8 protein-coding genes are annotated in these 14,614 nt (G+C 57.7%); all 8 read right to left on the reverse strand.

Annotated features, from left to right (window positions below; all coding sequences use genetic code 11):
* Window positions 1-4: 4 nt before the first annotated feature.
* Window positions 5-571, reverse strand: a complete 567-nt coding sequence (locus GKC28_RS17995; RefSeq protein WP_174148399.1) for a phospholipase D-like domain-containing protein — start codon at window positions 569-571, stop codon at window positions 5-7.
* Window positions 571-2,790 (reverse strand): hypothetical protein, encoded by a 2,220-nt coding sequence (locus tag GKC28_RS18000; RefSeq protein WP_174148400.1) that lies wholly within the window; start codon window positions 2,788-2,790, stop codon window positions 571-573. Before GKC28_RS18000 ends, GKC28_RS17995 begins: the two co-directional genes overlap by 1 nt.
* Entirely contained in the window at window positions 2,783-7,120 is a 4,338-nt protein-coding gene (locus GKC28_RS18005) for a DEAD/DEAH box helicase family protein (protein WP_174148401.1), read from the reverse strand. Before GKC28_RS18005 ends, GKC28_RS18000 begins: the two co-directional genes overlap by 8 nt.
* Window positions 7,117-9,870, reverse strand: coding sequence for a hypothetical protein (locus GKC28_RS18010; RefSeq protein WP_217434137.1), 2,754 nt, complete (start codon window positions 9,868-9,870; stop codon window positions 7,117-7,119). Before GKC28_RS18010 ends, GKC28_RS18005 begins: the two co-directional genes overlap by 4 nt.
* On the reverse strand, window positions 9,867-11,543 hold the full coding sequence (locus GKC28_RS18015) for a class I SAM-dependent DNA methyltransferase (protein ID WP_174148402.1): 1,677 nt from the start codon (window positions 11,541-11,543) through the stop codon (window positions 9,867-9,869). Before GKC28_RS18015 ends, GKC28_RS18010 begins: the two co-directional genes overlap by 4 nt.
* 227 nt (window positions 11,544-11,770) lie before the next feature.
* Window positions 11,771-12,709, reverse strand: a complete 939-nt coding sequence (locus tag GKC28_RS18020; protein ID WP_174148403.1) for a tyrosine-type recombinase/integrase — start codon at window positions 12,707-12,709, stop codon at window positions 11,771-11,773.
* Window positions 12,710-12,821: 112 nt separating this feature from the next.
* Window positions 12,822-13,709, reverse strand: coding sequence for a pantoate--beta-alanine ligase (gene panC, locus GKC28_RS18025; RefSeq protein WP_174148404.1), 888 nt, complete (start codon window positions 13,707-13,709; stop codon window positions 12,822-12,824).
* A complete protein-coding gene (panB, locus tag GKC28_RS18030; RefSeq protein WP_174148405.1) occupies window positions 13,706-14,533 on the reverse strand; it encodes a 3-methyl-2-oxobutanoate hydroxymethyltransferase in 828 nt (275 codons plus the stop codon). Before panB ends, panC begins: the two co-directional genes overlap by 4 nt.
* Between the last annotated feature and the right edge of the window lie 81 nt (window positions 14,534-14,614).

The following is a 14,614-nucleotide window of genomic DNA, read 5'->3' on the forward strand; positions in this document are numbered from 1 at the left end:
CAGCTCACGGCTTGCCGATTTGATTGAGGTCATTCGAAATAGAAGTCACAGCATCGACGAGTACTTTGACCGCACCGACCGCTGGACCCTCAACTAGCATGCCGCACTCTAGGTTGGTCGACTTTGATCGCCTAAGTAAGTTTGCCGACCCTACGTACGCGGCCACACCGTCAGCCAGAACAATCTTTGCATGGAAGGTCTCACTGGAAAGATCGTCGCCGCCATAGTCGAGTATTTGAGTAGCACTTTCCTCCACGCGGGTCTGCTCAGCACCGCAACTGCGTAGCTGTGACGCATCCCGCAAGATCAGTATCTTTTCCTTCGCTTTGGTTTTTTCGAAAAGCTCTGTTGCCCAAGCGGCACCCACACGGTCAATGTATGGGATCAAGACCGTTAGCCGCTCACTTGCTATGCTGGCCAAGTGCTGAAACGCGTCCGTGGTGCGCGTAAGTGCAATGTAGTCGCTCGCGATATTCGCGGCGAGCGCATCGGCGAGGTGACTTGGTTCTGGCGGCATAGTTACGACCAGGCGGGCAGTAGTCTTTGGGGATGCAGAAAACTTATCCGACATTAAGCTAGGCGAGGGTCGAGAAAACCAACTAGGTTTGGTGCTGTCCTCGGTTCCCACTCTGGACCTTTGCCCCCCTTCAGCACGGCTCGCGAAAGTAACAGGTTCGAAGCAATGCAGTTGACCTCTGACACCATGATGCAAGCGGGGCAAGCACCGCCACGAGCGTCGCACAGACTGCCCGATCCGCAGCGCAGCGTCCTAGGATCCAGAGCTCTCTTAAGAAACGTCTCGTAGTAGTTGCGCCACATCGCCGAGATACTTCCCAAATCAGGCGTCATCCCCTTGCGATAGATGACGAAAGACAGATCAGCCGGAAAAATGTGCTCGCCGATAGCATCCCGGTCCACGCCAGACGTATCAGCAAGCGAATGCATCATTTGGTGCGAAAGTGTATGTAGCAAAAGATACACATAAGCGGGTAGCGTCCGAGGGTATCCGCCGGAGCCCTCTCGGTCCTTGAAGGCCTCGAGGAAAGGCCCGAAGTCTTCGTAACGTTCGAGATACGCGCGCCCAATATCCTTGTCAGGCACGTCGACAATCTGGTTCACATCGAGCCAGCGTTTGACGCGGTCCTCGTCGAGTTTGAAATAAAGTGCTTCGTTGAGTTGCTCGGTTACGTAGATAGGCCGCTTGTTGCCTTGGACCGGCAACTGGTCGAATGCTTTGAGCCGGACCGGCATATCGACGCGCTGACCGTTGTGCTCGCGTTGATAAATCGGCGTTGCGGAAACCCGGGTATAGCCAAAGCTGAACTCACAGATCGGTAGTCCACGGATCAGTACTAGGCGCTCGAAACCTAAATGGCCGAGCAACGTTCCGACGGTCTTTTGGTACTTAGCTTTGCGAGTAGGATCGTTTACAACGTCAGTGAGTGCAACATCTGGGTTCAACACGTCGACAGCAGCATGTCGCGACATCGCTTGTCCGATGTGCTCTCGCACAAACGCGTCATGCTGAATCGTCAGCCGAATTGGATCATAGCGTTGAGTCCAATCGTCTCGAACTGCAATTGCTTGCAGAACTGCGGGGCTACCAAGCTTGCCGCGCTCAACGATGTTGTTAGCGAACCAATCCTCTCGAAGCGCATCAGCGCTTTCGCGATGTCGACGTGCCGCGTCGGTGCGTCCGGTTTTTTCCGCTTTTTGGGCCATTCCGAGGTAAGTCTCATACTCTTCCCATTCGCCAGCACGAGTCTCCTCGGCTTCGACGCTCCCGCGGATTAAGTCATCGGATGGCTCGGCAAATGGGATATTGTGGATATGGGCGAGCCGGGAGATCAGACCATCGCGGCGCCGAGGTGTCATCAACTCGACGACCGCACTGTCCTCGAACACAATGAAGCTGGTCCGTTGGACATAAAACGTCGAGTTCGCTCGGTACGACACCGGGAGCATGTTGACTTCTATCCACTGGAATTGACGGCCGCTTTCGTTCTGTTGGTTCTGGAGCCGGGTTAACACCTCGGGGTTAGCTTTCTTGAGCGACCGTGTCTCGCCGCATCCCTCACAGACATAACGCCATTCCGAGAACACTGGCGCAGTGTTGCGCAGCTTAAAACTGGATGAACCGCAGGTGCAGGTCCTGATTTGTCGCGCGGCGCCAGTTTGCGGATCAAAGTTGTAGTTGAAAGGGCTGAGCGGCTCGATGTCGCCTGACCAGTGAGCGTAGACGACATCCACCTGAGTCCAGCGAGCCTCGTGCCCATTACATTTTCTCGGTAGTGGCTGCCGCGCTTGATCAGCGACACTCTCGAACTCACGTGTCGACCCACAGATACCGCAGCGGTAAAGGAGTGGATATGGAACGTACCCGACTCTATCGGGGTTCGTCATTTGGAAATCCGAACGCTGAACCCTAGCCTCACCGCTCTTCGAGTCTCGAAACGGAATGTCGAGAACCAGCTCAGGCAGCGCATCAGGCAGAACTTTGGTTACTCTATTGCGCCAGTTGGTGACCGCATCATTCAGGTTCTCGAAGATCAACTCCATGGTCGTAGGCTTCAGGTCCTTCGCCAAATTGGCGATTGGGACGGAGCGGCAAATGCCCTTACCACCCTCCCAAGTCATCAAAACGCCGGGTGCGTAGGCGCCGGCAATCTGCACCCGTGAACGCGACATTGTTGGAGGCTCCAACGGGTCGGGATCGGTGCGCATAGCGCCGAGTGCGGAGGGGCGTCGGTTCGACGCCTTGCGCCAATCTTTGCTGCCTTTATCAACCATTGCGACCTCCATCGTCATCTAGTTCCGACGCACTGCCGCGCTGCGTCCTTATCGCCTTCATTACCTTGGCGAGATCGCGACGATCGACCTCCGTTTTCTTGCCTCGCGCCAAAGGATCTCGCGCTGCCGCAACGATATAGCCAGCCTCGTCAACATCGCGCAGCGATGTCATCGGAGGCTTAAAGACCGGAACGTCGTCCCAGTAGTCCCGTAGGCTGGAGATCGTAGCCAAACCGGAGATATGGCGGGCGAACTTTTCTACCTGATTGTCGACAAGTCCGCGGTAGAATTCATCGTAGGGCGGCGCTCCGAGTTGTGAAGCGCTCTTCCCGACGAAACCGCTAGCTCGAAGGATGAAGGAGACAAGTTCCTTGGTGAAAGCGAGATGGTCGCGCTTCTCCAGAGCGGCAAGTCGGCTGACTTGATCCATGTGCGCAACTTCGAACTTTCGGTTGTCGTCTTGCTCGATGAACTCACGGGCCTCCCGCAGCATCACCCATGCTTGAATATATGACGCCATGGTCCGCTTGATTGCATTTTCGGCCCAGCGTTCGACCGCAGGCGGAGCAATCATGCGCTCTAAGAAGCGATGAAATACATCGTGTGTCTCGACAACGTAGCGGTCCCGCCGGTTTTGCGGCGTAGGTAGCAGCATAACGAAACCTACATGTGTACGGCCCACGCGGCTCGAAGCCTGAATGTACTCGGCAATGTCAGAGGGAAGCCCAGCAAAGAACATGCTATTGAACCGGTCGACGTCAACACCATGGCTAATCGCTGAAGTTGCTACAACGTTGCGGACGGTATCCGCCACGTCTGGATAATCTTTCGAGGAATATGACCTATCCGCCGCCTCCATCACTGCTTGGATGTCTTTCATGTCGATGCCGCCAGAGATAAGACGGCTGTCGAACGCAGCATTGGCACGACCGATGCGACGATGCTCTTGCTCAACCGCAGCGCCTAGAGCGTCGATTACCTGGTCACCGCCTTTTTTATTGGTCACGTAGGCAAGAGCGATGCGATGCAAGTCGATAAGTGCCAAAACATCAGCCTCGCGACCCTCCGCGATGGCACGATCAATTGCCGCCCGATGCCAGTCGCCTACGCGCCTCGGCGAGACTGCCGCCCGCATCATGGCGATCGTCTGCGCGCGACGCGCGCCATCCAATAGGCCATCCCAAAAATCTGTGATGATACCATGAAATGCGGCGAGTACTCCGACCGTTGTGACCGTGTGGGTGGAGTCATTGGTCATCAGCGAGACGTAGACGCGCATCCAAGGTGCAGTGGCCTCCGGCGCCTGAGCGAACGGGAGTGAGTTCGCTAGTGCTTTCCTATCGAGGTTTTCTCTGGGAGGCGCGGCCGGCTCAGCGAAAAATGAGTGGTAGAGATCCGAACCTGGATAAGGGAAACGCAGGGGAATACGCTGATAGAGCGTCTCAAGTTGCCTTTCGGGGGCTGAGATTGTTGCAGTCGCCGCCACGATCTTCGGCATGCGAGGCGCCCCCCAACCGTCGCCGGTCCAGCGCCGAGCTACCCCCAATTCATCGCCTGCCATTTCGGCAATTTCTTCTAGAGTGGTGTCGAGCAGCGTATCAAACAGGCCACTGAATGTGCCGAGGCTCTCTTCCAGCAGGTGCGCCTCATCCTGAATGATGAGCGAAGGGAATGGGTCGTGAAAGATGCGCTTCCCATCGGCATAGGCTGGATAGATGTTTGAGCAGCGGTCGGATGTAGGGTCCCGCTTCAAGTCCGCTTCGCTGCGCGGATTATCAAGGTTGCCCTGATGGTCGATCCTGCGAGCAAGACCAAACATGCCCAGCACCTTACTGATCGTACTGGTGTTTTGTCCAAGCATTGCCAGCTTGTCGACTGTGCCGAGGACAATTGATGGCGCCCGTGCGTAGACCGCATCGTCGGTGAAAAGAAATGGCAATGGATGGTGCCCGCCGTGGACGACGTTCCAATCGCATCTATCGTTAAAGCAGAGGATCACAGCACGTCGGCCGTATTGCCCATCACGCTCGTCACGCCGCAAGCCGGTAGGTTTTCCGCACACCGGACAGTCGGGTATCTTGTCATATGCCTCTCGAGCATCGACGTATCGCCGACCACGGTCACGTGCCTGATCGTCGCCGGTCTCTCCGTCGAGACCACTGTCGTCTGTGTGATCAAGATCGGTGGTAAGCGGGATATCTGCCTTGAAAGCCCGGTAATGATTGGGCGTATTTTGGCTGCCGACCCAAAAACCCATCTCGAACGGCCATGAACCGACGTTATGACGCTTGCGGACCATCTCGGCTCTCACGACCAGCTTCAAAAGACGCTGTGCCTGTTGCAGGGTTAGCAGTCTTAAGGGGTAGCGGATCATCGCGGTGATTCCGCGGTTCTTACCGCGCAACCTATCTAGGAACATCGCAAACAGCAGTGTTCCGTAGAACGCCTCGGATTTACCACCGCCGGTCGGGAAGTAAAGCAAGCTCACTCCCTCCTCATCGAGTAGCGGATCGTGGGCTTCGCGCCACTCCTCCATCCGAGAGGAAAACACAGGCACATGAGCGAGAACGAACGCCATTTGAAATAGGCGCCAACCACGGTTCAAATCTGGATGGTCGCGAAGCGCAAAAGCTTCGTTCGTCATGATCCAAGCGCGCCAAGGCGCGGCGCGGCGTTCCAAAACGCGGCGATCCCCACCATCTCCTGCGGCAAGAGCATCTGCCGACTTCTTGGACTCGATTAGCAGTTCAACGCCACGTTCAATATAGCACGCCTCGGCGCGCTGAGCCTCCAAATCCTTTCGGAAGCGCTCCTTCTCCACTGCTGCATCATCCGGCTCCAACCCTTCAGCCACTGTGCCTTTGAGCCTTGCTTCTTGGCTATCGATCCAGCTGTTGTACTCACGTGGTAAAGCGAGCAGCTTCGATGCGTCGAAATTGGGATCCTTGAGGATAGCGAACTGGTAAGGCAAGTTGAGGTTGCGCGCGACTATCCTTGGCTGCACGAACCTTGGCGCGCATGATGTACGCATGTACAAATTCGCGTCTTCTTCATATGCGTGTACGCCACAGTTAAGGCCGATCGCCGGATAGTCGAGGTGCTCGCGGAATCGATAGGACGGCTCGACACGGTCGAGGCGAAGCGGTCGGTGCGCCGCAACGGGCAACTCAATACTAAGTCCAGAGTTGAATATCGTGTTGCAACGACCACGTGAGTCGAGTGGCAAAAGCTCAGACGACTGATTGTCGAGCATTATGCGCATCGATACGACGCTCGGGTCAAGAAAATCACGCTGGCGCTCGACCTTAACCACGACGCGGGAAAGGTCGGGCATAATCCGGTTCCGGTCTACCGGTCGGCTGGAAAGCGCGGTCACTGCCGACTGCCATTTTTCCTCAGTGAGCGTGTCGCCAGGCTGTACGGGCACGTCCCGCCATCCGGTTTTAGCGCCAGCGTCGGCGACCCAGGTCTCGAGCTGTCCCGCAACCGCTTCGCCGAGCGCGCGATTGTAAATATCGACCGTCGATGCCAAGTCGTCGTCTGATGCGTCGCAGTTGAACTCGAGCGTCGGTAACTCCAAATCCAGACGCGTCCACTTACCCGGAATTGGCGCTGGATCGACAAGATTGAGAGGGAGTTCCCGTTGATCGCGAACGAGCCGGGCGATGGGTGGTACAGCTGGCTTGATGTCGTCAGGTGTATTTGGATCGCTGTCGGGCGTTTGATTTGGCAGCTCCGACAGATCATCCGATACCGCATCTTCAGCAAGCAACTTGATGCCGTGTGCAGCGTAAGCTTTGCGACGGACTTCAGAGAGGATTTGTGCGCGCGTCGCTCTAACCTTTGCACGCCTTGTCTCGTCCATGCCTTTCCAATCGGGTTTGTCGACGCCTGCCGACTGAAGGGCAGCGATACGCTCTGTCCGGATTGCGTCGTCGATTTGCCGCTGAATGTTCCTTTTCAGCCGAAAGTCGAACTCAAGATCTCCGCCCCCGGCCAATAGATCCGACCATTCGGGAATGACCCTGAGGTAGACCGAAAATCGAGGTGTCGCTCGTATGGTCCCGGTGGCATTTGCGAGGGCAACCATGTCGATTCCCAAGGCTGCGATACGGATGTCTGTCGTTTCGTCGTCCTGTCCTGAAACATCGAAGCGTGGGAGGAGTTGACCAGCGAAGATTTCCCTGCGGGGTGAGCCGCCAAACAGATTACGACCACGCTCATCGGCACCAGTGACACGATTGACCAGTGTATTTACCAGTGCGTCACAAACCGCTTCCTTCAATTCAATGTCGACCAGCGACAGCTCTTTGTCTGACTTTCCCTTCATTGCGCGGTGTACCTCTGGACACTATCGACGATGGCGACGTGTTCCTCGGCCATCGATCTAAGCTCTCTGATCTGCTCGGTGCGGTCGCGGTTGCTGGCTACGGCTGCGTGTGGGTCAGTAAGGATGCCACGGAACGCGTCATGAAAGACGTTGCCGTAGCGAACACGGTGCGACCGCTGTGCCAAGACGGCCCATCGCCAAAAATTGGCGGCCATACGTTCGCTAATTCCCAGCGCAGCGGCGAAGCGCATAAACGTCTTCTCGTCTTGCGGTGCGTGCGGCACCACGTCATGCAACGGCTTCTCAATTTCATCAGCAAGATCGACCCAATAGCGTGCAGTTTCTGGCGCCACGGCGGGCTCTCCCATAGCGGCAACAATAGATCTTAGCTTGCTGATGATCGTCGCTTCAGCCATCGCGGCAACCCGCTGGGTGACCAACTCATGGTAGTCGCGGATCTCCTCGGCAGCTGTTGCGCGAATGTTTACGAGCGTGCGTGCGCGCTCGATGAAACCATGACCAATGACACATACTTCGTCGCCTGTTCTAACTTGAGACGCTGGCCGCTCGACGAATGAAGTTGTCGCGGCACCGTCTTCGCGGAGCACGATCGGAGTGCTGTTCCGCGCGATGATACGCTGACCATTCTTTAGGGCTATTTGGATGAGGTTGCGCTCACCCCTGGCACTACCGCTGAGGTCGACCACAGCTCCGTTGGGAAACTCGACGTCATCAGTCGGCATCTCAAAGCGAACCACGTGCCTCCCGATCTCTTCCACCCGCGAATTCGCCTGGGTCGCGAAGGCACGTAGGCGGGCTGCGAGTTGCTCAATGTTGATCTCGTCAGCAAGCCGGTTTGCGTCCCGGGCAGCAAACGCGAGCGTATCCGCATCGGCCAGAACGGTTACATCCTCTGGCAGCCATAGCTGTGTTAAAGTCGTTAGGATTGCGGTCCGCGTCGGTGCGACGATCACTACCCGCTTGAACTGGTTTCGTGCCGCCGCAGGTAGGTCTGAGACAGTCTTGAGAACACGTTCACCTCCAAATCGAATGAATTCGGACTCAATCCTTGGAGTCAGTTTCGGCTCTGCGTTGCCCAAGCGGTCGGCAGCAAATTCAGCCACCAAATCTGACCGGAATACGAATATGGACTTTGAACTGGCTCTCAATGCAGGCCCCAACGCCGTTTCTAGAAGTGAGGACATCGGCGTCGCGACATCGAAAGTGCTCATCAAGCTGCGAGCTGAGGCAAGGTCGCCTTCTTCCGTATCGATTTGGCTGGCAAGGCTTCTGGGATCGTTCAGCGTGGCAAGATCTGCCGTAACTCTATAGACTGATAATAGATCGTTTGCCGTGGCTGTGGAGGTCTCTCGCTCGAGAAATCGGCTTAACTCTGCAAGCGATCCGGGCAGCGATGCTGTTCGACGGACGGTCGCGATTACACTGCGTGCGGTGTCTGCACCCTGCGGATCGCCCTTATCAGAGAGACTGTTGGCCAGTCGCCGAATCGCCTCAATGCGGTGCCCCGCATCTCCGAAAAATCCATCGACCTTGATCCGGTTCCCTCCTTCGAACGACGAAGTAGAAACTGCCGCGGTTCGGATTATCTCCGGCACCTCAGAAAACACGACTTCGCCCGGTGCCGGGATCAACTTTCCTTTTGGCTTCAGCGGCCGCTTGCCCAGGATGTCGAACCTCGCTGTGCGATAGGTCCATGGATCGTCAGCGATGGCGAGGATGCCTGTTTCCGGGTGAACTTCACGTAGGCACGCTACAAGCTCTGCGGCTTTGTCAACCCAATCCCAACCCAGCCGATTACGTGCGTTGCGAGTGATATCGAGAATGAGCAGGTCTGGACTTGGCTTGATAGCTTTTAGGTCGGAACGAAGGCGCGTGCTAGGGCGCAGCGTATAAAGGAAAAAATCTGCTTTCGATGGATCGTCCGCTTTCCCGGTTCGACTATGCCGAGCAATGTCCGTCTTAGAGCGGGTCCGCCAAAGGAGTGTGCTGTTAGACGAACGCTCACCTCTCGGTGAAGCATGTGGAATAATCTCGTCTAAGATGGGATGCTTGAACTCGTTGAAGTTACGACCGTCAGTTGTGCGCCCCGTCAATTTGCGGACCCGGGTCATTACTTGATGATAGTCTTTAGCAGCGTCGTCGCCACCGCCAATGTACCGCTTCAAATGCTCGAAGTTGACCTCGCCAATTGTGTCTCGTCCGATCAGAACCTGTCTCGCCTGGGCGTGAGTGCTGCGAGCATATGGAAATACGACCGCACGTACCTTATCAGCTCGACGCCGACCCAACTCCGTCCCGTTTTGAAAGACAAGTTTCTCGGCTTTGGCGCTGCCGACTGCCGCCAACACAAGCAAACCTGAGATCGCCGATGGCGACACGCGCACAGGTGGCCACGGCATGATAACCTGAACCGAACCGTCGGAAGCGACCTCTGCCGCAGATCGCACAAGTTTTGAATATGCTGGCGTAACTTCCGCTACTTCGAGTTGTCCAATTTGATAGAATGGCTGTGCGGCAAGAGCGGCCATGTAGCGTTCAACATCACGCCGATGGCGCTCCGGCACTACCTTCTTTGCTGACTTTGCACTCTGCTTCTTGGCCGCACTTGTTTTAGCCATCTTCGACAGCAGCTTCTGCCGCTTATTGAGCGCTTTGCGGCGCTGCTCAGCCCGGTCGTCGAGATCCGTCCGCGTAGGTTTCTGGAAATGACGTTTTCGGGCCATATTCATTCAACTTCCGCCAAGCACTTGTACGCGGCAAAGGCGGCTGCTTCAGCATCGTCATCATTTTTGGTGAGTGCCGCAGCGAAAGCAGCGCGCGAAGGTAGGTCAAGCTGACGTAGCAGCTTCACGGATACCGCGGCTGTGCCAGAGACGCGTCGATAGCGTTGGTCCACGGCAGCTGTATTCAGAAGCCGCACTGCTAGCGCCAGTGTCTTAGGATCGCTAGCCGTCAATACGATCGTGTGGTTCTCGCTTACGAAACCGCCCCACTTCGAAATTACCGCCGGATCTACCATTGCGACGACGAGCCTGCGCGGTTGTTTGTCGTTTGTCGTTCGCTGCATGACAGCGGCAGCGCTTGCTGTAATGACGGCTGTACTTTCTTCAGTGAATGTCACGAAGTCGGTGCCCAGACCTTTCTTACCAGCCGGCCGACAAAACTCGGGGGGGCGGACGTTCTTTGCCCACACGAGTGGGTAACCACACTGTCCACTTCCCAGCTTGTCTACAAGTCGATCTCTCTCGCGATTCCAGACAAAGTATCCCGAGCGCACTTGCACTCCATAGTCGGAGAGCGTGGCGCCACCGACCGAGCTTGGGTCTATCGCCGGAAGAGGCCAGGCTTCGGCCGCTTCTAATGGCAGTTGCTGTTCGATGGCTGGAAAAGTCTGCGTTATTGGCCCGACTTCGGGGAATTTGACTGGCGCAGCAGGGTTGTGTGGTTTGCCTTTCCGGGCAATCAGAACGCTGACATCTTGAGCCACATCGATAAACACACCGTCTCGACCAGCAATCGAGCCGACAGCGAGTACTTCGGCCTGCGAACGGATAAAGGAGCGCATACGGTCGTAGAGCGGGCCGGCTCGAAAACTGGACGGAATAACGAGCGCGACAATACCGCCGGGCCTCGCGTGCTTAAAGCAGAGTTCGGTGAAGAGAGCGTACTTGTTAATGTGGCCACTATGGGCAACTTTGCGCCAGCCGTCGCCGGTAACCTCGGTACGTCCAACGCGACCGTAAGGTGGGTTTGCGATTACGAGGCCGTATTCGTCGGAAATCTTGACCCGCAACGCGTCGCCGGTGGAGATTGTTGCACCAACGATGGGAGCTCCGAGTCTTTCGCGTATTAGGTGCCGCGAGAGCAGAGCTAGTCCAGCATCTATTTCGATACCACTGAGCCTTGTTGCGCAACTTGCGGTGTCCAGCCCGGCGGAGGCCATCCGTCCTGCGATCGTTGATAAGAACGCAGCCCCGCCAGCAGCGGGATCAAGGATCCTGTCTGTTGCAAGGTCAAAGCCTGCGTCGATAGCTAGGTCAACCACTGCATCCGCCACGCTTGGAGGAGTAAAGTAGGTTGCTTGCGAACGACGCACCTTAACCGGAAGCATCAAAGTATAAAGCGTGCCGATCCAATAGTGGCGCTCTTCGATAGGCACCCCCCGCAGCAAACGGTTGAACCAACTATGCCGGGAATCGAGGCATGAACCAGTCGCCAAACCTATGCAAAACTTGGTACGATCCCGCGCCGTGACGGCAACTTTTCCAATTTCTCGAGCTAAAGCCCGTGTCTCTGCAAGGATCACTGTTCTGTTATAGGGAATGCTTGGCTCACGCTCTAGACTGGCACGGCCGATGCCTGAAAAACTAACGTTATGGAGGCTTCCCACATCAACTTTCATACCGAACTGCTACACTCAGATTCTAAATCTTTTTCAGATACTCCATAAACGTAGATGAGTATGGTTGGTCTTGTAAGGATAAAAAGCTGAAGTGGTGAAGTCATCCGGCGGAGAGAGGCGTGGCAGTACCCCAAGCAAAAGAAGCGGTCTCTATCCCCCAAGCGCACGCGACGTTCGTGAATTTCAGGGCCTTTACTGCAATTGTCGTGAAGTTCGAGTTTCCGCCATCAATACTTAAGAGTATTGAGTACATCTGCCCTTTCCAAAGCGTTTTGCAACGCAGTGTTCGAAACCCTCACGTAGATCTCGGTGGTCCTGAGGCTGGCATGCCCGAGCAAGGCCTGGACCATCCGGATATCGATACCTTCCTCGATCAGCAGCGTCGCGGCTGAGTGCCGGAACCGGTGCGGGGTCAAGTGCGGCTCGATCCCGAGGCGCCTGGACAACGCCCGCAGCCGCTTGCGGAACGTGGCCGAGCGGAGCCGACGGCCTTCGGTGTTCAGGAACAGCGGCGCGGAAGAGCCACCTTGCGCGTAGCGAGCCTCGAGGAAGTGCTTGAGCTCTTCCTGGAGCTCGCGGTTTGGCACGAAGACGATCCGCTCTTTGTTGCCTTTGCCTCGGACGAGGATCTGGCCTCCGTCCTGCGAAATGTCGCGGACCCTTACATTGGTCAGCTCGCTGATCCGCAGCCCGGTCACGATCAGCAGCTTGATGATCAGGAGCGTGACGGCAATCTCAGAGGCCGGTGTCGCGTCATGCTCGCCCGGCTTCGACGGCGGGGCGATCGGGCCGTCACCGGCTTGGAGAACTGCTCTGAGAGTGTCTCGGTCGATGGGGCGCGGCAGGCGTCGCGGGATCCTTACGGAGATGCGGACATCGGCAAATGGGGAGGGCAGGGCGCTGTTCCGATCTTCGCGCCAGGCAAAGTAGGACTTGAGCGTTACGAGCCGCCGCTCGATGGTCGCGGGCTTGGCGCCCAACGCGTCACGCAGATGCCGGTGGTAAGCGAGGATGTCGTCCTTCGACAACGGGTCGCTGAGACGGTGGGCCTCGATGAAGCGGGCGAAGGTGCGCAGATCCTGGGCATAGGCCCGCAAGGTGTGATGTCCGACGCCGCGCTCATCACGGCAGGCATTGACGAAAGCGGTGTGATCGAAACGGGGCATGCTGAACTCCATTGTTGGGGTTCAGCCAGTTCAACACAGGCAGGTCATCAGCCAGAAATCGCCCGTCCGAGCGGTAACGATAATGGCCCCTCCTATCATCTCCTGTCTCTTTTCAGGCCGGCTCGAGCGGTCGATCTTTTGATTTCCCGACGCTCGCGAGGTCTGCAACGAAGACATTGTCGATCAGGCGCACACCGTCGAGCCAGGCCGCCAGGAAGAGGCGGCTGGGGCGGTCTGCACTCGTCATCAGCTTCAGGTCGGGAACGCTGCGCAGTTCGAGGTAGTCGATGGAGTCGAACCCGGCTGAGAGCAGGGCCTTCTTGGCCTTGTCGATGGTCTGCTCGACGTGTCCGCCCCGGGCGATGACACGCGCCGCGTCTTCCAAGACCTGGGCGATCATCGGCGCCGTTTTGCGTGGCCCGGCACCGAGCCGAAGGTTGCGCGAAGACATGGCGAGGCCGTCTTCCTCACGAATGGTCGGACAGCCGACAATCTCCGTATTCAGGTCCAGATCCTCGCACAGCCGGGTCACCACCTGCAGCTGCTGATAGTCCTTTTCACCGAAATATGCCCGGTCGGCATCGCACTGCAGGAACAGCTTGGTCACCACCGTCGCCACCCCGTCGAAATGCCCCGGCCGCGCCCCCCCGCAGAGCCCTTCGCTGACGCCGGCCACGGAAATCGTGGTCGCAAAGCCTTCGGGGTACATCTGCGTCCCATCGGGCACATAAAGGATATCCGCGCCGTGAGGCGTCAGCTTTTCGGCATCGCTGTCCTCGGTCCTGGGGTATTTGGCCAGATCCTCGGGGTTGTTGAACTGCTTGGGGTTCACGAACAGCGTCACGATCACCCGGTCGTTTTCGGCACAGGCCCGTTCCACCAGGGACAGATGCCCGGCATGCAGCGCGCCCATGGTCGGCACGACGCCGATGGTTTCGCCGGCGCGGCGCCAGCTTTCGGTCAGGGCGCGCAGGTCTGCCTTGGTGCGGATGATCTTCATGTGCCCGGTTCCTCCTGGGAAAAGACATGTTCGGGGGCGGGGAAGCTGCGGGCGCGGACCTCTTCGGCGTAGGTGCGGATGGCGGTACGCGCCTCGCTGGCCAGGTCGCCATAGCGTTTCACGAACTTCGGCTTGAAGGCGTCGAACAGGCCCAGCATGTCGTCGATCACCAGGATCTGCCCGTCACAGCCCGCGGACGCCCCGATGCCGACCGTGGGGATGGCGATATCCGCAGTGATCTGGTCCGCCAGCGCGGCGGGCACCTTTTCCAGCACGACCGAGAACGCCCCGGCGCGGGTCACCGCACGGGCGTCTTCCAGGATCCGGTCCGCATCCGCGCCGCGCCCCTGCACCTTATAGCCGCCTAGCGCGTTCACCGCCTGTGGCGTCAGGCCGATATGGGCCATGACGGGGATGCCGCGATCCACGATAAAGCGGACCGTCTCTTCCATATGCGCGCCACCTTCCAGCTTGACCGCGCCGGCCCCGGTTTCCGCCATCAGGTGGGCGGCATTGCGAAAGGCTTGGGCCGGGCTTTCCTCATAGCTGCCGAAGGGCATGTCGACGACCATCAGCGCGCGGCTGAGGCCACGGGCGACGGCGCGGCCGTGCAGCACCATCATCTCCATCGTCACGCCGAGGGTCGAGGGCAGCCCGTGCAGCACCATGCCGACGCTGTCACCGACCAGAACCAGATCGCAGTCCGCGTCCGCCAGCTGTGCCACGGGGGTCGTATAGGCGGTCAGGCAGACCAGCGGATCGGCCCCCTTGCGCGCACGGATGTCGGACGCGGTCAGGCTGCGTTGCGGGGCGGATTGGCTCATGTCGGTCCTCCTCAGACAGGCTTCCGAGGGGTTACTCGGTTCGACATTATTTCGCAAGTGCAGCGTAATATTATTGCGTTC

The organism is Leisingera sp. ANG59 (assembly GCF_013317235.1).
Taxonomy (GTDB): domain Bacteria; phylum Pseudomonadota; class Alphaproteobacteria; order Rhodobacterales; family Rhodobacteraceae; genus Leisingera.

What these genes read in the sequence shown, in the direction of transcription:
- GKC28_RS18015 (WP_174148402.1), bottom strand. Translation starts at nt 11,543, where the DNA reads ATGAAAGTTGATGTGGGAAGCCTCCATAACGTTAGTTTTTCAGGCATC.
- panC (WP_174148404.1), bottom strand. Translation starts at nt 13,709, where the DNA reads ATGAAGATCATCCGCACCAAGGCAGACCTGCGCGCCCTGACCGAAAGC.
- GKC28_RS18020 (WP_174148403.1), bottom strand. Translation starts at nt 12,709, where the DNA reads ATGCCCCGTTTCGATCACACCGCTTTCGTCAATGCCTGCCGTGATGAG.
- GKC28_RS17995 (WP_174148399.1), bottom strand. Translation starts at nt 571, where the DNA reads ATGTCGGATAAGTTTTCTGCATCCCCAAAGACTACTGCCCGCCTGGTC.
- panB (WP_174148405.1), bottom strand. Translation starts at nt 14,533, where the DNA reads ATGAGCCAATCCGCCCCGCAACGCAGCCTGACCGCGTCCGACATCCGT.
- GKC28_RS18005 (WP_174148401.1), bottom strand. Translation starts at nt 7,120, where the DNA reads ATGAAGGGAAAGTCAGACAAAGAGCTGTCGCTGGTCGACATTGAATTG.
- GKC28_RS18010 (WP_217434137.1), bottom strand. Translation starts at nt 9,870, where the DNA reads ATGAATATGGCCCGAAAACGTCATTTCCAGAAACCTACGCGGACGGAT.
- GKC28_RS18000 (WP_174148400.1), bottom strand. Translation starts at nt 2,790, where the DNA reads ATGGTTGATAAAGGCAGCAAAGATTGGCGCAAGGCGTCGAACCGACGC.